Annotated in this window: 9 protein-coding genes and 2 riboswitches; of the genes, 3 read left to right on the top strand and 6 right to left on the bottom strand. The window is 67.0% G+C overall.

Translation table 11 applies throughout. The annotated features are described in order from the left end of the window. Positions 1-53: 53 nt before the first annotated feature. Positions 54-5,981 (bottom strand): two-partner secretion domain-containing protein, encoded by a 5,928-nt coding sequence (locus tag AC1DER_RS15615; RefSeq protein WP_477246281.1) that lies wholly within the window; start codon positions 5,979-5,981, stop codon positions 54-56. Between the two features lie 309 nt (positions 5,982-6,290). Beyond that, a complete protein-coding gene (locus AC1DER_RS15610; RefSeq protein WP_477246283.1) occupies positions 6,291-7,976 on the bottom strand; it encodes a ShlB/FhaC/HecB family hemolysin secretion/activation protein in 1,686 nt (561 codons plus the stop codon). A gap of 198 nt (positions 7,977-8,174) precedes the next feature. Continuing rightward, positions 8,175-8,274: riboswitch (glycine riboswitch) on the top strand. A gap of 3 nt (positions 8,275-8,277) precedes the next feature. Continuing rightward, positions 8,278-8,392: riboswitch (glycine riboswitch) on the top strand. Between the two features lie 54 nt (positions 8,393-8,446). On the opposite strand from AC1DER_RS15610, the gene gcvP reads away from it, so the two are divergent. Beyond that, positions 8,447-11,356: an aminomethyl-transferring glycine dehydrogenase gene (gene gcvP / locus AC1DER_RS15605; RefSeq protein ID WP_477358130.1), complete on the top strand. Its 2,910-nt coding sequence runs from the start codon at positions 8,447-8,449 to the stop codon at positions 11,354-11,356. Between the two features lie 56 nt (positions 11,357-11,412). Here gcvP and AC1DER_RS15600 read toward each other — a convergent pair whose 3' ends face one another. The 3 genes from AC1DER_RS15600 to AC1DER_RS15590 form a co-directional block, all read right to left on the bottom strand. Then, positions 11,413-12,006, bottom strand: coding sequence for a hypothetical protein (locus AC1DER_RS15600; RefSeq protein WP_477246287.1), 594 nt, complete (start codon positions 12,004-12,006; stop codon positions 11,413-11,415). Positions 12,007-12,170: 164 nt separating this feature from the next. Then, positions 12,171-12,449 carry a DUF4242 domain-containing protein gene (locus AC1DER_RS15595; protein WP_477246289.1) on the bottom strand — a complete coding sequence of 93 codons (279 nt, stop codon included), beginning with the start codon at positions 12,447-12,449 and terminating at the stop codon, positions 12,171-12,173. A 50-nt stretch (positions 12,450-12,499) separates the two neighbouring features. Continuing rightward, positions 12,500-13,315 (bottom strand): methyltransferase domain-containing protein, encoded by an 816-nt coding sequence (locus tag AC1DER_RS15590; protein WP_477246291.1) that lies wholly within the window; start codon positions 13,313-13,315, stop codon positions 12,500-12,502. 167 nt (positions 13,316-13,482) lie between these two features. On the opposite strand from AC1DER_RS15590, the gene AC1DER_RS15585 reads away from it, so the two are divergent. Both AC1DER_RS15585 and AC1DER_RS15580 read left to right on the top strand, forming a co-directional pair. Further along, the gene (locus AC1DER_RS15585) at positions 13,483-14,196 is read left to right on the top strand and encodes a response regulator (protein WP_477246293.1); all 714 of its coding nucleotides are present in this window, start codon (positions 13,483-13,485) and stop codon (positions 14,194-14,196) included. Between the two features lie 95 nt (positions 14,197-14,291). Continuing rightward, positions 14,292-17,147, top strand: coding sequence for a hybrid sensor histidine kinase/response regulator (locus tag AC1DER_RS15580; RefSeq protein WP_477246295.1), 2,856 nt, complete (start codon positions 14,292-14,294; stop codon positions 17,145-17,147). A 646-nt stretch (positions 17,148-17,793) separates the two neighbouring features. Here AC1DER_RS15580 and AC1DER_RS15575 read toward each other — a convergent pair. Continuing rightward, the gene (locus AC1DER_RS15575; protein WP_477246297.1) at positions 17,794-20,451 is read right to left on the bottom strand and encodes a M1 family metallopeptidase; all 2,658 of its coding nucleotides are present in this window, start codon (positions 20,449-20,451) and stop codon (positions 17,794-17,796) included. Positions 20,452-20,726: the final 275 nt, after the last annotated feature.

The following is a 20,726-nucleotide window of genomic DNA, read 5'->3' as shown; positions in this document are numbered from 1 at the left end:
GTTTCCCGGCGCCCCTGCTCGTTTCCGCTTGTAGCCGGCAATCGCCGGGGCGATTACTTCGCCGCGACCTGCACCGGGCCTGCGCCGGTCTTCAGCCAACCGTGCGCCTTCACTGTGTACGGCTTGCCATCGACCATGCCCTGCTCGCTGTAGAAGTACTCGTTGGTCTCCACATCCACCGACAGGTCGGACTTGATGCCGGCATCCTCGGACGTGAAGTGCTTCACGCCATCGGCGCCGTCGCGGTAGCTCAACTGGCGATCCACCGTGCCCTGCTGCGTCTGCAGCCGGACGCCGGCCGAACCCTGGTCGAGGTCGACCGAGACCTGCGTCAGCTGTGCCTGGGCCCAGGCCTGGGCTTCGTCCGATTCCACCGTGACCGGTTCGGCCGATTGCAGGTGCCAGCTGTCGGCGCCGCTGCTGACCGCCCAGAAGCCGGCGGCACCCAGTCCGAGGACGCCCACCGCCATGCCGGCGTTACCGCCGCCGCCGCCGCTGGAGCTGGAACCCGTCACCGGCTTCACGCCGCCGTTGCCGTTGCCATTGCCGCCACCGCCACCCGTACCGCCGGTGCTGGGGGTGATGGTTTCCTTGCTGCCGTTGTTGGACGTCACCGCGGTGGCGTTTCCGTCGACACTGATCGAACCGGAGTCGATCAGCCCGGCGCCGGTGCCCGACGCGCCCGTCACGCTGACCTGGCCGTTGTCGCCACCGTGGATGGTGCCGACATTGGTGATGCCGGTCCCGCTGATGGAGCCGCCGATGACGCTGGTCGTGCCGCTGCCCGCGGCATCGATGTTGCCGGCGTTGTCGACACCCGAACCGGTCTCCGACGTGCCGGTGACCGCGGTCGTGCCGGTGCCGGCAGTGGTGATCGATCCGGTCGGATCGACTTCGACGCCTGCGCCGGTGACGGAGGTACCACCGACAATGGAGGTACCGCCCTCGGTGGTGGTCACCGCACCGTCAATCTCGGTGCCCGAACCGTTGGTCGAGGTGCCGGTGATGCTGGTATCGCCCGTGCCCGAGGTGCCCACTGTGCCGGTCGGACCGACTGCAACACCGGAGCCGTCGGTGGACGTACCGGTGACGGCGGTGGAGCCATCGCCCGTGGTCGTCACCGAACCATCTACGTTCGTGCCTGCACCCGTGCCCGAGGTACCGCCGATGCCGGTGTTGCCGGTGTCGGTGGTGGTGACCGAACCATCGACGTCGATGCCAGGACCGCTGGTGGACGTGCCGCCGATCGTGGTGTTGCCGTCGCCGGTGGTGGCCACCGTGCCGTCGATGTCGGTGCCCGAACCGGTCTGCGACGTACCGTCGACCGTCGACGTGCCGCCTTCGCTGGTGGTCACGGCGCCGTCGATGTCGGTACCCGGACCATTGGTCGAGGTGCCGTCGATGTCGGTGTTGCCGGTGCCCGAGGTGCCGATCGTGCCGGTCGGACCCACTGCGACGCCCGAGCCGTCGGTGGAGGCGCCACCCACCGTCGTGTTGCCGTCACCGGTGGTCGTCACCGCGCCGTCGATGTTCGAGCCGTTGCCGGTCTGCGAGGTACCGGTGATCGCCGTGTCGCCGGTGTCGGTAGTGCTGACCGAACCGTTGACGTCAACGCCCGAACCGCTGGTCGAGCTGCCTTCGATGGTCGAGGTGCCATCACCGGTCGTGGTGACGGTGCCGTCGATGTTGGAACCCGGGCCTGCAACGGAGGTGCCGTCGATGGCCGAGGTACCGGTTTCGCTGGTCGTCACCGAACCGTCGATGTCCGTGCCCGGGCCATTGGTCGAGGTGCCATCGATGCTGGTGTTGCCCGTGCCCGAGGTCTCGACCGTGCCGGTCGGCGTGACCGCCACCCCGGCGCCATCGATGGACGTGCCGCCAATGGTGGACGTACCGTCACCGGTGGTGGTCACCGTGCCGTCGATGTTGGAGCCGTTGCCGGTCTGCGAGGTGCCGGTGATGGCCGTGTCGCCGGTATCGGTGGTGCTGACCGAACCGTTGACGTCCACACCAGGGCCTGCCACAGACGTGCCGCCGATGGTCGCGTTGCCGTCGCCCGTGGTGCTCACCGTGCCATCGATCGCCGTGCCCGACCCGTTGGCGGAGTTGCCGTTGATGCTGGTGTCGCCCGTGCCCGTGGTGCTGACCACACCGGTCGGAGTGACCGCAACGCCGGTGCCGTCGGTCGAAGTGCCGGCAACGGTCGAGGTGCCGTCGCCGGTGGTGGCCACGGTGCCGTCGATGTTCGAACCCGCACCGGTCACCGAGGTGCCCGTGATGCCGGTATTGCCCGTGTCGGTGGTGCTGACCGAACCGTTGACGTCGACGCCCGTACCGCCGGTGGAGGTACCGGTAATCGTGGAGGTGCCGTCCACGGCCGTGGTCACCGTGCCGTCGATGCTCGAGCCCGTGCCTGTGGACGACGTGCCGTTGATGTTGGTGTCGCCGGTGCCAGCGGTGGTGACCGAGCCGGTCGGAGCGACCGCAACACCCGAACCGCTGGTGGACGTGCCGCCGATGTTGGCCGTGCCGTTGCCGGTGGTGGCCACGGTACCGTCGATGTTCGAGCCCGCACCCGTCTCCGAGGTACCGGTGATGCCGGTCACGCCGTTGTCGCCGGTGTTGATCACGCCGGTCGGATTGACGTCGACGCCGCTACCCGCGGTGGACGTGCCGCCGATCGCGGCGGCGCCGTCTTCGCTGGTGTTGACCGTGCCATCGATCTGCGAGCCCGAACCGTTGGTGGACGTACCGGTGATGTTGGTGTCGCCGGTGCCGGAGGTGCTGATCACGCCTGTCGGAGTCACTTCAACGCCGGAGCCGTCGACCGAGGTGCCGGCGATGTTGGCCGTGCCGTCACCGGTGGTGTTGACCGTACCGTCGATCTGCGAACCCGAACCGGTCTGCGAAGAGCCGTTGACGCCTGTGGTGCCGCTGCCGGACGTGGTGATCACGCCGGTTGCATCGACATCGACGCCTGGGCCGCTGGTGGAGGTGCCACCAATCGTCGACGTGCCACCTTCGATGGTGGTCACCGTGCCGTCGATCTGAGTGCCGGAACCGGTCTGCGACGTGCCAGCGACTGCGGACGTGCCTTCGTCGGTGGTGTTGACCGTGCCGTCGATCTGCGTGCCCGAGCCATTGGTGGAGGTGCCGGCGATGCTGGTGTTGCCGGTGCCCGACGTGTCGATCACGCCCGTCGGCGTCACAGCGACGCCTGAGCCGTCGACCGAGGTGCCGCCCACCGTCGTATTGCCGTCGCCGGTGGTGGTCACCGTGCCGTCAATCTGAGTTCCCGAACCGGTCATAGACGAGCCACTCACGTTCAACTCGCCTGAACCGGAGACAGTGGTTTCTCTATCAACCGGAATAAATACTCCGGTGCCACTCGTGGAAGTGCCTTCGATGTTGACAATACCTCCGGATACGCTGTTGGGAACGGCGCTCCCAAGCTGCACACCAGCCCCATCCTTCGAAGTTCCGGTCACGTTGAGTGAACCATTCTCCGAGACGTTGTAGCGTAAGAGAACACCTACGGAAGAGCCTTCCGAGGTCCCAATTACATTGGCCACGCTATTGCCGGATATGTTCATTACGCCAGTCGGGTTAAACCACACACCGCCATAAGGCCCGGCGGCAACTGTACCAACCAAATTCAGTCGCGCATTGTCAGTAAGAGAAAGGGTGCCACCATTCTTTACCTCTACGCCGATCCAAGTCTCTGATCTCCCTGTTGCGTCGAGAGAGCCATTCTCCGTCAACGACACTGAGCCCCAGAAACCGACACCGTTACCGCCACCCGCCGAAATACCATCAAAAGTGACCGCTGCATCGTCGGCGATGCTCAAGCTAGCGCCGCCACCTGATCCCGCGACACCCGTTCCATCACCAGACGAAACTCCGCTGGCGATCAATCTGGCTTTGTCAATCAAGGCGACGTTGCCGTCGAATACCACCGCGTGGGAGGTCGTTGAAGTCCCAGTGACGCTCATTGCACTATCGCCGCCAAGCGAGAGCAGAGTGCCACTGTTCTGGTAGAAGCCGCGCCTGGCGCCGGCGGAGGTGCCGGTGATGTCGAGCCTGGCCGCATTGCTCAGCGTGACGTTGCCGTACATCTGCACGCCATCGCCTGTGTTTGACGTGCCGTTCACCGTGAGCGCGCCGCCGGTCTGCGTGAAGGTGCCTACGTTGGAGATGACGACACCGGCACCGGTATTTGAGGCGCCATTGAGCGAGCCGCCGCCAATATTGGCCTGATTGCCGTTGAGCTGGATCGCGTTGCCGTTGCTACCACTCAATCCGTTGCCGAGCGTGGTGTTCGCCGAGGCCGTCAACAGGCCGCCATTGAGGTCAATCACGCTGGCGCTAGCGGTATGCACCGAACCCGCATGCAGCCCGCTCTTGTCCGCCTGCAGATCCAGGTCGAGCGCGCCGACGGTCGAGGTGATGCTGCCATTGAGCTGGATGCTTCCATCCGCCTCCAGCGTCAGCTTGGCATCACCGCCGGCCAGCTTGCTGATCGCAGCATCCGAATTCTGCACGATGTTGCCGGTGGCCGTGCCCGTGCTTGTGGTGGTGATGGTGACGTTGGTGCCGGCATTGATGGCGGCGTTGATCGCGCCGTTGTTGACCGTTGCTGCATTCGTCGCCGGCGTGAACACACCGACGGGATCTTCGGTTTCGTTGGCCGTTGCTGCCGTGCTGATGGTCACGTTGGTCGGGTCGATCAGCCACAGGCCGGACTGGCCGTTCGGTGCGGCGGCAGTGACGTTGCCTTGCACGCTCAGGTTCTTGCCCGACGTCTCTACGAAGCCGCCGTTGCCGCGCGTCGAACCAGCCTTGATCGAAGCGCCCTTGTCGACCTGGGTGTAGCTGGCGAAGTTGACGCCGTCGGTCAGACCGGCAGCGCCGGTGCCTCCGAGCTTGTGCAGGCTGTCACCACCCACGATCACCTTGCCGCCGGCCAGCTCGCCGCTGGCATCGATGCTGGCATTGCCGAACAGACCGACGCGGTCGCCCGACAGCACCACCGTGCCGCCATTGGCGCCCGTTGCATCGATGGTGCCGCGCACGGCGACATCACCCGTGTTACCCGCATCGGCCACGACCGTACCGGCGCGCGTCACGCCCGAAAGGTTCACCACCGACTTGAGCAGCGTGTCCTTGCCGCGGCCGGTCAGCAGCACGCTGCCGCCGCGGGCGTCGATGTTGCCGGTGTTCTCCACCAGCGCGTTGGCGGTGGCATCGGTCAGCTTCAGCGAGATGCCCTGGCCGTTGGACAGCGCGACGGTCGCGCTGTCGCCTGCGGCGAGCACGACCTGGCTGCTGCGGATGTCGCCGCCGTTGCGCACCTGGTCACCGACCAGGGTTACAAACCCGGCCGCGTCAATCGCACCTTCGTTGACCACGCCGGCGTTCTTGCCGGTGGCCTTCAGGTCGATCGCGCCGCCGGCCATGAACTGGTTGGCATCAATGGCCTTGGTCGTCGCCAGCAGCGAGCCGACGTTGACCGTGGAGCCCTTGGCGAACAGCACGCCGTTGGCGTTCTGGATCAGCACCTGGCCGTTGGCCAGCAGCTGGCCCTGGATGTTGGTCGGCACCCCGCCCGTGACGCGGTTCAGCGCCTGCGCCTGCGCGTTGGGCTGGTTGAACTGGACCGTCTTGTCCTGGCCGATGTTGAAGGTGTTCCAGTCGATGACGGCGCGCTGGCTCGCCTGGTCGATGGTGAGCATGTTCGCATTGGGCTGGCCGATGCTGGCCTGGCCGGCAACGACATTACCGCCGGTCGGCAGCTGCTGCGCGTGCAGCGCGCCCGAAGCGAGCAGGGTCGCCAGTGCGAGTGCGGTCATCGACGCGACGACCGGTGCACCGTTGCCGGAGCCCTCGCCACTGTGCTTGCCCTGGCTGGTTACGTACTCCGGCACCGGGATCAGCATGCCCAGGCGTGTGTCGAAGATGAGGCGGTAGCGGTTCTTGTTCATTTGCGATGACTCGGCAGATAAGGGTGGCGTGTCCGGTCACGGGGTGACCAGGCAACGGGATGAGGTTGTGTGGCCTCGCTTCGGCAACTAGCGGAAAGCGGCCCCGTGGGCAGCAGCACAGGTGCGCATGCTAGGCAGGCGTTTCCGAGGGGATATCAGATTTGTCTTAGTTGTTTTTGGCGATTTGCGCGACGTGGTTCTGGCGCGTTTCCCGACGGGAACTCAGACAATTCTTAGATGGTGCGCTGACCGTGTTTGTGCGGCATTGGCCCCGGTTTGCGCGTCAGGCGAGGCCTGCGATGGGCCGCTTCAACGCGTGCCAAGGCTTACCGACAGCCAGTACTGCAGGGCTCTTGCGTCCTCGTCGATCCACGACGGGCTGGCCGAACCGAACGGTTTCGCCACCGACACCGACACGGTGATGCCCTTCGGCGTCAGCCAGTCCAGGCTCAGGCCCGGGCCGGCGAGCGTGCGCCAGTTGGTCACGTTGTCCACGCCGATGTAGCTGCGCTCCCAGAGCGGCCACGGGTCGTGGTTGACGCGTCCACGCGCGACATCGACGAACGCGCCGGCCTGCAACTGGTGGCCGGTCGCCAACGGGAAACGCCGGTACACGCCGACGTTGGCGATGAACGCGTCGTCGAACGAGGCCTCGTCGGTGCGGTAGGCGCGCACCGCGTCGGGCCCGCCTGCCAGCAGCTTCTCGCTCGGGTCCAGGTTGCGGCTGGCCCATTGCACGTTGGTGCGCCCGGTGATGAACAGGTCGCCACCACTGCCAATGAGCCAGCGGCCGAATGCGGTCACGTTCGCTTTCGCGTAGCCACCGGCACGCTGCACCACGGCGTCGGCCGGGTCGTCGTTGCGCTGATGGCCGGCGGTGAGGGCGCCCTGCACGCTCCACAGGTTGGTGCGCAGCTGCTGGGCGCGGTCACCGTTGTCGGCCTGCAGCGAGAACCGCGCGGAATCGATGGTGCCGTGGGTGGCGAAGTCGAAATCCTTGAAGGTGGTCTGGGTCCGGCTGTGCAGGAGCGATGCGCCGAGCCACACGTTGCGGTCCAGCCCACGCGTGACGGGGTACGACAGTCCCAGCTGCGCCGTACTGGCGATACCCTCCACGGGCGTGCCGGCGTTGATCGTGTACTCCTGCCGCACCAGGCCGCCAACGGCGCGCAAGCCGTTGGCCGTCACGGGGATGGCGCCATCCAGCGAGCCGGTCCACATGCCTTCGCGCGTCACCATCAGGGTGGCGGCGTAGCTTTCGCCAAGGCCGAAGTGGTTGTTGCCGGAACCGGTCACGCCCAGCCGATACGCGCCGGTGGATTGCATGCCCTTGTTGTCGACGATGAAGTCGGCCTGCGCGGGCTTGCCGCGCTGCGCGACGCTGAACACGACATCGACCTCGCCCACGCCGGCGCCCGGCGAGAATTGCGGCGCCTGCTCGATCGCAACGCCGGGCAGGTCCTGCAGGAGCTGTGTGGAGCGCTCGAGACGGATGGTCTGCAGCAGGCAGACCTTGGCGTCGGTTGCCTGATCGCCGCAAAGGGCGTCGGCTACGACGCGTCGCAGGCGGTCCTCGTGCATGCGCGAGGTGTTGTTGACGACGATGTTGCGAATGCGCCCGGGGTAAGCGGTGAACACCGGCGCGGCGCCGGCACTGGCACGACGCCAGTTGTCGTCGGTCATCAGCACCTGCGCGATGGGGAATCCGCCCTCGCGCAGTGCGCGGGTGAGCTGTTCGGACCAGCGATCGATGTCTTCGATCGTGCGAGGCGGCGCGCCCAGGCCGCTCACGGCGGTGTGCAGCACGCTGGTCGCCTTGGCTTCGTCATCGCTGCCTGCGGGGACGACGCGGAAATCCGGTGTCGCTGGACCTGCTGACACGGCCCCGGCCACACCCAGCAGGGAGGCGACCAGGGCGGCCAGGCCGGTCCGGCCCGATGCGCCGCCACGGAAGCCGTTCGCGGCATGGAAGGCGGGGCGGTAGCGTTTGTTCACGATCGGGATCCAGGAATGCGAAGTGCCCGTTGAGCGGGGGCTGCAACGCGGGGTGCATCCTAGGTCCCTGATTCGCAGGGGATATGAGATTTGTCTGAGTTCTCGCGCGATGGCGCCGGACCCCGCGTTCGGGGCGCTGCGGCCGGGGTCGGACAGGTAACCCGCCAGCCCCGGGCCATGCCCTATAATTGCCGGCACAAGCAGACGGTGGGAGAAGCGGACCAGCCTGAACGGCCGGATCCGCTGCCGAAGGCGCAAACGCCCGGAATCGCTCAGGCCCCATTACCGCCGTCGGCTCAAACTCTGGAGAGACCGGAAACCCCTTGCGGGTCACCCGGCGCCGAAGGGGCAAGAAGCCAAGCGGGGTTCACCTCCCCCGACCCCGCGCTTCCAAACTCTCAGGCAAAAGGACAGAGGGGCACTCCAAGTGCGCTGCGCGCGCACGCCCGGCTCCCATCGAGCCAAACCGGATGCCCTGCATGAGCCAGAAGACCCCTGCTTCCTCCGCCGTGAGCTTGTTTGATCTCGAGCACCACGACGCGTTCCTCGAGCGCCACATCGGCCCCAACGACGCAGAAATCGCTCAGATGCTTGGCGTGGTCGGCTTCGACTCGCTCGATGCGATGACCGACGCGATCGTGCCGGCGCAGCTTCGAAACACGATGAACAAGTCGCCATCGCCGCTGGCCCTGCCGGCGCCGATCACCGAGGTCGAGGCCATCGCCAAGATCCGCGCGATCGCCGACCAGAACCAGGTCTTCCGCAGCTTCATCGGCCAGGGCTACTACGGCACGCACACGCCCAACGTCATCCTGCGCAACATCCTCGAGAACCCGGCGTGGTACACGGCCTACACGCCGTACCAGGCGGAGATCTCGCAGGGCCGCATGGAAGCGCTGATCAACTTCCAGACCATGTGCGCCGACCTCACCGGCATGGAGATCGCCAACGCGTCCCTGCTCGATGAAGGCACCGCCGCCGCCGAAGCCATGACCCTGGCCAGGCGTTCGTCCAAGTCGAAGTCCGATGTGTTCTTCGTTTCCAGCGGCGTGCATCCGCAGACGCTGGAAGTGCTGCGCACCCGCGCCGAGCCGCTCGACATCGAACTGGTCGTCGCCGACGACGCCGAAGCCATCAGCATCGACAGCTTCGGCGTGCTGCTGCAGTACCCGAACACCTTTGGCCAGGTCAATGACTACAAGGCGCTGGCCGATGCCGTGCACGCGCGCGGCGGCCTGGTCGCCGTCGCCACCGACCTGCTCGCGCTGACGCTGATCGCCGCCCCCGGCGAATGGGGCGCCGACATCGTCGTCGGCAATACCCAGCGCTTCGGCGTGCCGTTCGGCTTCGGTGGCCCGCATGCGGCCTTCATGGCCTGCCGCGACGCCTACAAGCGCTCCATGCCGGGTCGTTTGATCGGTGTGTCGATCGACGCCGAGGGCAAGGCCGCCTATCGCCTCACGCTGCAGACGCGCGAGCAGCACATCCGCCGCGAGAAGGCCACGTCCAACATCTGCACCGCGCAGGTGCTGCTGGCGGTGATGGCGAGCATGTACGCGGTCTACCACGGCCCCGAGGGCCTGACCCGCATCGCCCGCCGCACCCATCGCCTCGCCGCGATCCTGGCCGGCGCGCTGCGCCAGGCCGGCCTCACGGTGGGCCCGGACTTCTTCGACACCCTGCACGTGGTCGGCGTCGACGCCGCCGCGTTGCATGCCAAGGCCGAAGCCGCGCGCATCAACCTGCGCCGCATCGACGGCCAGAGCGTCGGCATCAGCCTCGACGAGACCACCACCCGCGCCGACGTCGTCGCGCTGGCCGCGCTGTTCGGCGCCAGCATCAGCGCCATCGACGCAGTCGACAGCGCCACCGCCGACGCCCTGCCGGCCGGCCTGAAGCGCAGCAGCGAGTTCCTGACCCACCCGGTGTTCAACACGCACCACAGCGAGCACGAGCTGCTGCGCTACATGCGCGCCCTGGCCGACAAGGACCTGGCGATGGATCGCACCATGATCCCGCTGGGCAGCTGCACGATGAAGCTCAACGCCACTGCGGAGATGATCCCGGTGACGTGGCCGGAGTTCGGCAACCTGCACCCGCTGGCCCCGACTACGCAGGTGCAGGGCTACAAGGCGCTGATCGACGGACTGGAAGCGATGCTGGTCGAGTGCACCGGCTACGACGCCGTCAGCCTGCAGCCCAATTCGGGCGCGCAGGGCGAGTACGCCGGTCTGCTGGCGATCCGCGCCTATCACCGCTCGCGCGGCGAGGATCATCGCGACATCTGCCTGATCCCGGAATCGGCGCACGGCACCAACCCGGCCTCGGCGCAGATGTGCGGCATGCAGGTGGTGGTGACCAAGTGCGATGCCAACGGCAACGTCGACGTCGACGACATCCAGCGCGCCGCCGAGAAGTACAGCGAGCGCCTGGCCGCGCTGATGATCACCTACCCGTCCACGCATGGCGTGTTCGAGGAAGACATCGTCAAGATCTGCGAGATCGTGCACACGCACGGTGGCCAGGTCTACACCGACGGCGCCAACATGAACGCCCTGGTCGGCGTCGCCAAGCCAGGCAAGTGGGGCTCGGACGTGTCGCACCTGAACCTGCACAAGACCTTCTGCATCCCGCACGGCGGCGGCGGCCCGGGCGTTGGCCCGTGCGCGGTGAAGTCGCATCTCGCTCCGTTCCTGCCGCGCACGTTCGGTGGCGAAGGTGACGTCGGCATGGTGTCGGCGGCGAGCTTCGGCTCGGCCTCGATCCTTCCGATCAGCTGGATGTACGTGACGATGATGGGCGCCGAAGGCCTGCGCAAGGCGACGCAAGTGGCATTGCTCAACGCCAACTACATCGCCACCCGCCTGGCCCCGCACTACGAGACGCTCTACACCGGCCGCAACGGCCTGGTCGCGCACGAGTGCATCCTCGACCTGCGCCCGCTCAAGGACGCCACCGGCGTGTCGGCCGAGGACGTGGCCAAGCGCCTGATCGACTTCGGCTTCCACGCCCCCACCCTGAGCTTCCCGGTCGCCGGTACGCTGATGGTCGAGCCGACCGAGTCGGAATCGCAGCACGAACTGGACCGCTTCATCGACGCGATGATCCAGATCCGCGACGAGATCCGCGCGATCGAGGACGGCAAGCTGGACCGCGAGGACAACCCGCTCAAGCACGCGCCGCACACCGCCACCGCGGTCACGGCCAGCGAGTGGACCCATGCGTACCCGCGCGAGCTGGCGGCGTTCCCGCTGCCGTCGCTGCGCCTGCAGAAGTACTGGCCGCCGGTTGCGCGCGTGGACAACGTTTACGGCGACAAGAACGTCATGTGTGCGTGCATTCCGGTGGATGCGTACAAGGATGATGTGGTCGAGGCGTAAGGCTTCGTTGCTGCATGAAAAAGGCCCCGCATTGCGGGGCCTTTTTTGTTGGCCGGTCAACGTCGTCGGACGGGGGCTGACAGGGTGGCCAGCATGGAGCCGACGCGGGCCATGGCGCGGGCGTTGTCGGCGATGTCGCAACGCGACACCGGCCACACGCGCGACAGGCGCATGCGGGCGACACAGGCGATCGCCTGCCAGCGATCGCCGCGATCGTTACTGGCGCGCATCGCGACCGGTTCGCCGGCCAGCGTGCGCTGCGGCGACACGCCGCGGCGGGTGCGTGCACCCGGCACGCCCAGCGCGGTGCGCGAACGCACCGTGCGGTACGGCTTGTCCTGGGCGTGATCTGCGTAGACGTGATCGGCGTAGACGTACACCGTGGGCAGGTCGAACACGCGCGGCTCATCAGCCGACGCCAGGGTTTCATCCGACGCCGCAGCCGTTTCCGGTTCCGGTTCCGGTTCCGGTTCCGGTTCCGGTTCCAGCGTGGCGACAACGCGCACGCCCGGCAGGTCATGGATCGGCAGTGAACTGGACGTCGTCTGGGCTGTCCCATCCTCCACGGGCTGCGCGTAAACCACGCGCGTCGCGATCGAATGGGTGGCTGCGACCATCGCCAGTGCGGAGATCAGGGTCATCACGTTCATGGTGGCAATTCCTTTGTTCTTGACCGGACGGCGATGCCCTGCCCGCTTCCCTGGGCCGGGGGCCGCTATGGCCATGCGTTGCGATTGCGATGAAAAGGTGCTGCTGCGTCTTCATGCCGGTGGCGTCGATGTCGACTGCGCACCGGCATGAATCGGCAGCCGGGTCATGCAGGCGCCATGGTCGGATCGAGTACCGACTGCACTTCGACGACTGCATCAGCGGGGAACCCGGCACGCTGCGCGTGTTCGCGGATCAACGACTCGTCACTGGCCAGGTAGATGCAGTAGGTCTTGTCGTTGGCCACATACGAGTGCAGCCACTGCACGCCGGTGCCGAGCTGGTCGAGCACCTCGTTGGAGCGCTGGGCGACGTCGCACAGGGCTTCGTAGGGCTCTTTGCCGATGCCGCTGATGTTTCTTTCGATGACGTATTTCCTGAGCATGGTGGTTCTCCGGTGGGTGGCGCCTGTCACGGGCGCCTGGGTTGCCGGCTTCAGGCCGGTGATTTCTTCGTGCCGAGCGCGTGCGGCTTGACCGCGTGGACGTTGACGCCATAGGCATGCAGGCGACCGTGGAACTTGCGGTCGATGCCGGTGCCGGCGAAGGCCTCGAAGCGCTCGCACACGCGCGCACGCTCCAGGCCGCTGTCGGTGATGAACTGCAGCAGCGTCGTTTCGGTCGAGGCGCCACCGATGCAGGCGGCCCACAGGTCGGCGTTGGCGCGGGCGCCTGCGGCCAGCTCGCGGTCGACCGCCACGTCGCCCAGGTAGAGGGCGCCGCCGGGACGCAACACGCGCATCACCTCCGACATCACCCGCGGTTTGTCCGGTGCGAGGTTGAGAACTCCGTTTGAGATCAGGATGTCGACACTGGCGTCGGCAACCGGCAGGTCCTCGAAGGTGCCCTCATGCAGTTCCACCCGATCCAGCAGCCCCGCTTCCGCCGCCGCCGCGATCGCGCAGGCGCGCATGGCCGCCGTCAGGTCGATGCCGATCGCCCGGCCCCGCGGACCGACCGCGCGTGCGGCCAGCAGCAGGTCCATGCCGGCGCCACAGGCGTGGTCGAGCACCACGGCGCCGGCAGGGATCGTGCCAATCCGGAACGGATTGCCGACACCGGCAAAGCGCTCGGTGCACACCGTCGGCAGTGCCGCCAGCGCCGCCTCGTCGTAACCCAGCCGCTGCACCGCATAGGCGGCGCCGGTATGGAAATGGAAACCGCTGGCCGGGTCGCGGGCGACGCGCTCGTAGACAGCGCGGACCTGGCGGCGCAGGCGATTGCTATCCAGGGCAAGCGGGCAACGGCTCATGGCGGTCTCCCTGTTCCTCTCGGAAGTGCCGTCGGCCAATCCGGCGGCATGGGGACCAATCTAGAAAGCGCGCGTATCGATCCGATGTCCTCCCGCGGCGGGTTTGTAACAGCGGGTAACGACGGCCGATACTTGCAGTGCAGTAACTGTGGAAGCAGGAGCCGGTGATGGCGCATACGCCCTGTGTGCTGGTGGTCGACGACGATCAGGCGACCCGCGAGATGCTCGTGGAGGCCTTGAGCACGCATGACTTCCGTGCGCTGCAGGCCGGCGACGGCACCGCCATGCGCGCAGAACTCGAACGCGAGGCCCCGGACATCGTCCTGCTCGACATCCGCCTGCCCGGCGAGGACGGCCTGAGCCTGGCGCGGTTCCTGCGCGAGCGTTACGACGTGGGCATCATCATGGTCACCGGCTCGGGCGACGTGATCGACCGCATTGTCGGGCTGGAGATCGGCGCCGACGACTACGTCGCCAAGCCATTCGACCCGCGCGAGCTGCTGGCGCGCATCAAGAACGTGCTGCGGCGCATCCAGGCCCGGCCGGAAGCGCCCGTGGCGAGCAGTCCCGGCCGTCGCGTCCCCTTCGGCCGCTGCACGCTCGACCTCGATGCGCACCAGGTGTTCGACGCCGACGGACTGGAAGTGATGGTCACGCACATGGAGTTCGACCTGTTGCGCGTGCTCTACGAGCACCCTGGCAAGGCGCTCTCGCGCGACCAGATCCTGACCCTCACCCACAATCGTGAATGGGAGCCGTTCGACCGCTCCATCGACATCCGCATCGCCAGGCTGCGGCGCAAGGTGGAGGTCGACCCCGACAACCCGCGCGCGATCCGCACGGTTCGCGGCGTCGGCTACATGTTCGCGCCCTCCACGTAACCGTCGCGGGCGGAATTGTTTCTGCCGCGTAACAGTGGGCCGCGGCGACGTCGCGCACTCCTATACTCGATCCACGCCTGCTGCGGAGCACTGTCATGACGCCCGGCGACCTTCCCTCCCGGAATGCCGCGCTCGATCTCGCCGCCGAACGCGAGCGCGCACTGCGCGACAGCGAACTGCGCCTGCAGCAGGTGCTCGACAACACCTCGGCGGCGGTGTTCGCCAAGGACCGCGGCGGCCGCTACCTGTTCGTCAATCGCGAGTTCGAACGCCTGACCGGCCAGGACGCGACGGCGATCATCGGCCGCAGCGACCGCGACCTCTTCCCCGCCGAACAGGCCGCGGGCCTGCGCCGCAACGACATGCGCGTGCTGATGGAGGCGCGCGCGATGGAGTTCGAGGAGAGCGGTGTCTTCGCTGGCGAACAGCGCACGTACCTTGCGGCCAAGTTCCCGCTGCTGGATGTGGATGGCATGCCGTACGCCGTCTGCGGCATCGCCACCGACATCACCCGGCGCAAGCAGATCGAAACGGCACTGAGCAGCTCCGCGCTGGCGGTGTCGAGCGCGCGCGGGCGCGATCTGTTCGTGGAGCTGTCGCGGTACCTGGGTGCGATCGTCGACGTCGACGTGGCCTTCATCGCCGAGATGCGCGAGGAGGACCCGGGCATGATGCGGGTGCTGTCCTTCGTCGCCGACGGCGCGCCGCGCGAGAACTTCGACTACGCCCTGGCCAATACCGCCTGCGACACGGTCGTCGGCCATGGCTTCCGCATCTACCCGGCGGGACTGGGCAACCTGTTCCCGCTCGATGACGACTTCATCGAACTGGGTGCCGAGGGCTATGCCGGCTATCCGCTCACCGACACCCAGGGCCGGCCACTGGGGCTGATTTCGATCGTCTCGCGCCGCCCGCTGGAGCAGGCCGAGTTCATCGAGTCGGTGATGAAGATCTTCGCCGTGCGTGCATCCGCGGAGATCGAGCGCCAGCGCGCCGATGCCGCGCTGCTGGCCTCGCAGGTCAGCTACCGGCAAATCTTCGAGGCCAGCGAGGACGCGATCATCGTTTACGACCAGGCCGCCGACCGCATCGTCGACGTCAATCCGAAGGCCTGTTCGACCTCCGGCTACAGCCATGAGGAACTGCTGCACATTGCCGTCGACAAGCTCGGCTCCGGCGAGCCGCCCTACACCGGAGCCGACGCCGCCGCGCATCTTGAGATCGCACGCGAACACGGCTCTGCACGCTTCGAATGGCGCCGTCGCAACAAGGACGGCAGCCTGCACTGGGACGAGGTGTTCCTGAAGTCGGCCAACATCGGCGGAAAGCCGCGCATCCTGGCCTTCATGCGCGACATCACCGAACGCAAGCTCGCCGAAGAGGCCGCGCAGCGCAATGCCGAGCACCTGCGCGCCACCGTCAACGCGGCGCTGGACTGCATCATCGCCATGGACGAGCACGGCACCATCATCAAGTTCAATCCGGCCGCGGAGACCTGCTTCGGTTACCGCGAGCGCGAGGCGCTCGGTCAGTCGCTGGCCGAGCTGATCATCCCCGAGCGCTACCGCGAGCGTCACCGCCAGGGAATGCAGCGCTTCCTGTCCGGTGGTCCCGGGCCGTACCTGCAACGGCGACTGGAAGTCACTGCGCTGCGCGCCGACGGCAGCGAGTTCCCGGCAGAACTGGCCATCGGCGTGGACGAGAGCCCGTCGGGGCGGATCTTCATCGGCTACCTGCGCGACATCACCGAGCGCATCGATGCCGAACAGAGCCGCTGCCGGCTCGAGGCGCAGCTGCTGCAGGCCAAGAAGATGGAGGCGCTGGGGCACCTCACTGGCGGCATCGCCCACGACTTCAACAACCTGCTCGCCAGCATCATGGGTTATGTGGCCCTGGCTTCCGAGCGCAGCGTCGGCGGTGGCGACGCTCGCCTGGGCGGCTATCTGGAACACGCGCTGCAATCGTGCGAGCGCGCACGCGATCTGATCCAGCAGATGCTGATGTTCAGCCGCGGCCAGAAGGGCGAGCCGCGCGTGCTCGATCCTGCCCAGTGCATCGAACAGAACCTGGCCGTGCTGCGCCCGAGCATTCCGTGCGATGTCGACGTGGACGTCGATGTGGTGGTTGGCGTCGGCGCCGTGAGCTTCGATCCGGTGCAGTTTGGCCAGGTCATGCTCAACCTGTGCCTGAATGCCTGCGATGCGATGCAGGGCGCGGGCCGCTTGCAGATAGTGCTGCACGAAGCGAAAGAGGACGGGCGGCTATGCAGCGCCTGCCAGCAGCCGGTATGCGGCAACTACGTCGAAATCGCCATCGCCGACACGGGCCCGGGCATCGAGCCGGCCGTGCTGGAGCGCATATTCGATCCGTTCTTCTCCACCAAGCCGCCGGGCAAGGGTGCGGGCATGGGCCTGGCCACCGTGCACGGCATCGTGCATGAGCACGGCGGCCATCTGCTGGTCGAGTCCGAGCCGGGGCGCGGCACCACGTTCCGGGTGCTGTTGCCGGTGTGCGAGGTGGAGGCGGACGAGGTCGTGAGCCAGCAACGTGCGAGCACGCCGTCGGCGCATCCGCGTCTGAAAGGGCGCGTTCTGGTGGTGGACGATGAGCGCAGTGTCGGGGAGTTCATGTGCGAGCTGTTGTCGGGCTGGGGTGTGGAAGCCGATTTCATTGCCGCTCCGGCGCAGGTGCTGGAGCGTGTGCGGCAGTCGCCGGCGCACTACCAGTTGCTGATCACCGATCACTCGATGCCGTCGATCACCGGCATCCAGTTGGCGCAGTCGCTGCAGTCGGTCGCGCCGCAGTTGCCGGTGCTGCTCTACACGGGCCTGGCCGACCGCGTCGGCGATCAGGCGCTGCCGTCCAACATGCTGCGCACGGTCCTGCGCAAGCCGATCGATCATGCACAGCTTGCGCGCGAGCTCTCTTCGATCCTTGAGGCTGCGTCTTGAGCCCCTCCCGCTTGCGGGAGAGGGGTTGGGGTGAGGGATAACGGGCCGCTTGGGCCCGTTGTTCTTTTGTACGCGTGGTCAGTGGGGGAGGAGGTGGGGTGCATTCCGTGAACCTCCGCTTCGCTCCGTTAATCGTTCACGGAATACACCCCACCCCCTCCTTGCCGAAGTTGCAGCCGTTTCATTGACTTCGCGTGTTGGCGGTCTTGCGCTGTCCGCGTGATGTGGCTGCAAGGGTCGGACTCGGGCTGGTTGGATACAAGGCGGTGTCCGTGCCCTACTCATTCGCGCGTCCGCTCGGTGAGCTCGGTCCCGAACGCCCGCGAAAGGATCCAGTGGTTCAAAAAGAAAAGACGCGCGCCCGTCATTCCCGCGAAGGCGGGAACGACGGCTTTCCGGACGAAGACCGGGCAATGAATTACTGAAGCGTCGTTCGACGGGCCGGGGATTGATCCGCAGCGGGACATGGATGTCCCGCGCCCCGCATCGGACAAGGATGTCCGACTAAGGGGCGGAGCAATCCCCGGCCCGGCGGACGCCGCCACGTCGGAGTGGGCGCGATGCAATCACAACGAGGACGCATACCTTCAGCACACCCTCACCCCAACCCCTCTCCCGCGCGCGGGAGAGGGGCTCGATGCGGGCGTCAGCTGCCGTGCTTCTTCAACCAGGCATCCACGTCCGGCAGGCGCTCGTTGCGCACCTTCAAACGGTACGTCACGTTGGCGACCGCGGTGTCGGCGTCGCGGCGGGAACCGGCGGCCAGGTGCTGTTCGGCGTACGCCTGGACCTTGCCGATCATCGCCGGATCCAGCGACTGGTTGGCCAGGCCCGGGTAGTAGCGGCTGCGCGAGGACGAGTCGACGCGCTTGTCGATATCGGCCAGGTGCGCGATCGCGAAATCGAACGCCAGGTCCGCGTGCTGCGAGGCGACGGCGCGGATCATGCCGGCGCTGTTGGTCGCACCCGGTTCGTCGGTCAGGGCCAGATCGAGCGCGCGCTGCGCCAGCGCCTGGTCCTGCGTCGAGGACAGCATCTGGTACAGCTCGTCCTTCATCAGCGGCGTGGTTTCAGCCTTCGCTTCGGCGTGCAGCTTGTCCCACGTTGCGGCATCGGCGTGATACGCGACAACGCCGAGGATGGTCTTGCGCAGCGCCGCCGGCATGGCCGCCGGATCCTTGTCCTGCGCGGCGTAGCGACGGCGCGCCTCGGCCACCACCTTGTCGTCGCCCAGCGCGCTGAGCGTCTCGATCAGGTGCGTGCGCAGGATCTTGACCGGATCGGACTCGCCCTGCTTCTCGTTCCAGCCAACGCGCGCGAACACCGGCGCCAGCTGGGCGATGGCGAAGCGGCGGAAGCGGGTCTGGCGCGCGACGTCACCCTGGTAGTAGTCGTTGAGGCCGTCGAGCTTGCCGGCGATATCCTCCCAGATCTGCGGGTCGGCGCCGGCCGGCGTGGCCTTGACCAGATCCAGGTAGTTGGCCGGCGACTGCAGACCGCCCATGCCAAGCGCCCAGGTGTCGCTCATCAGGCCGAGCTGGTCGATCGGCTCGAGCTTGGCGAAACCATCGCGGATCGATGCGAACTGCTGCGCCGAGTACAACGTGCGGTAGTAGCCGCTCTGGCCGGCATTGACCACGACCGGGCCACAACCGGGCACGTCGAGCGAACCGGAACCGCCCTCGACTATCGTGCGCACCGGCTCACCGCCCACGGACTGCGCGATCACCGGCACGCGCCACGACAACGGCTGCTTGCCGGGACGGTCCTTGGTGAACTCGCCCTGGCTCAGCTTGAGCGTGGTCTTGCCGTTGCTGCAGGTCGCCGACTCGACGGTGATCATCGGGATGCCCGGCTGCAGGGTGAAATCGTGGGCGATATCGAGGATCGGCTTGCCGGCGGCGGACTGCACCTGCTTCCACAGATCGTCCGACACCGTGTTGCCATAGGCATGCGCCTTCATGTAGTTGCGCACGCCCTCGCGCCACGCGTCTTCGCCGACGTAGCCTTCGAGCATGCGGATCACCGCGCCGCCCTTCTGGTAGGTGATCGCGTCGAAGGCCTGGCTGGCCTGCTCGACGGTTTCCACGTGCTGCACCACCGGATGGGTGGTGGCCACCGCATCGCGGCTCATCGCGCCTTCGCGGCCCGACACGGAGTACAGGCGCGTGTTCCATTCCGGATGCAGCTTCTGCGTGGTGCGCGAGGCCATCCAGGTGGCGAAGCCTTCGTTGAGCCACAGGTCGTCCCACCAGCTCATAGTCACCAGGTCGCCGAACCACTGGTGGGCGATCTCGTGCGCGGCGACGGAGAACACGCGCTGCTTGTCGGACTGTGTCGAGAAGCCCGGGTCGAGCAGCAGGGTGTGTTCGAAGGTGAAGATCGCGCCCCAGTTTTCCATGGCGCTGAAGAACTGGCTGGCGCCCGGCGAGGCGACGTTGTCGAGCTTGGGCAGCGGGTAAGGCGTGCCGAAGTAATCGTTGTACTCGCGCAGCACATCGACCGAGGAAGCCAGCGCGAAGCGCGCCTGGTCGACCACGCCCTTCTGGGTGACCACGCCGACCTCGGTGTCGCCCATTTTGGCGGTGGCGCGGTCGAACTCGCCGACGCTGAAGAACAGCAGGTAGGTCGACATCTTCGGCGACTGCTCGAAGCGCACGCGGGTCATGCCGTTGCCTGCATCGGTGGTCGCGGTGGCCGGCATGTTGCTGACCGCCATCTCGCCGCTCGGCACGGTTGCTTCGAGAGTGAAGGTGGCCTTGTGCGACGGCTCGTCCCACGAGGGGATCATGCGTCGCGCATCGGAATTCTCGAACTGGGTGAACAGCGCGCGCTTCTTGCCGGCCCTGGTGTCGTAGTCGATCGCGAACAGGCCGTTGGCCTGGGTGCCGATCTTGCCGGCGTAGTCCATCGCCAGGCGATAGCTCCCCACGGCGAGCGGCTTGTCGAAGGTGAAGGTGGCGGTCTGTGCGTCGGCATCGACGGCGACCTTCGGCGTGGCGGACTTGCCCTTGCCGCTGGCCGGCGTCAGCTTGACCGAGGCGAAGGTAATATCGATCGCCTGCAGGGTGATGCTCGCGGTCGGCTCGAGCACGTCCAGGGTGATCGTCACCTGGCCGTCGAACGTCAGCGACTGCGCATGCGGCGTGATCGCCACGTCGTAGTGCGTCGGCCGGACGTTGCGCGGCAATTGCGTGGTGGTGGACGACTGGACAGTGGACGTGGACATCGGTGCAGCAGCCATGGCGGTGACACAGGTGCCGGCCAGTGCCAGCGCGATCGCGGAAACCAGAAAACGACGCATCAACTTCCCCAAATGAATAGCGGTATGAACGGCCCTCGCGGGCCTGTACTGGGTTGGCGGCGGCGGTTGCTGCGTCCCATGCGGCAACTTGCCCCAGACTGGCTGTGCCGGTCCTGCCCACTTGGGAGCTGAGCGCAAATCGGCCCGGCTGACCAGCATCGGAAGTCATGCCCGAAGGACCCTGGTTCACATTGCGGCAGCGCCAGCCGGGCAGCGCCAGCCGGGCAGCCTGCCGGGCAGCCCGCCTGGCCGCCGCCACGCGCCCTTGACGTCGT

This window comes from Lysobacter sp. 05T417, from assembly GCF_056396405.1.
The sequence above is the reverse complement of the archived record's forward strand: the minus strand, read 5'-3'. Positions and strand labels throughout refer to the sequence as shown.

Coding starts and splice junctions, on each gene's coding strand:
- AC1DER_RS15600 (WP_477246287.1), bottom strand. CDS start 12,006: ATGAACGTGATGACCCTGATCTCCGCACTGGCGATGGTCGCAGCCACC.
- AC1DER_RS15585 (WP_477246293.1), top strand. CDS start 13,483: ATGGCGCATACGCCCTGTGTGCTGGTGGTCGACGACGATCAGGCGACC.
- AC1DER_RS15580 (WP_477246295.1), top strand. CDS start 14,292: ATGACGCCCGGCGACCTTCCCTCCCGGAATGCCGCGCTCGATCTCGCC.
- gcvP (WP_477358130.1), top strand. CDS start 8,447: ATGCCCTGCATGAGCCAGAAGACCCCTGCTTCCTCCGCCGTGAGCTTG.
- AC1DER_RS15590 (WP_477246291.1), bottom strand. CDS start 13,315: ATGAGCCGTTGCCCGCTTGCCCTGGATAGCAATCGCCTGCGCCGCCAG.
- AC1DER_RS15615 (WP_477246281.1), bottom strand. CDS start 5,981: ATGAACAAGAACCGCTACCGCCTCATCTTCGACACACGCCTGGGCATG.
- AC1DER_RS15575 (WP_477246297.1), bottom strand. CDS start 20,451: ATGCGTCGTTTTCTGGTTTCCGCGATCGCGCTGGCACTGGCCGGCACC.
- AC1DER_RS15595 (WP_477246289.1), bottom strand. CDS start 12,449: ATGCTCAGGAAATACGTCATCGAAAGAAACATCAGCGGCATCGGCAAA.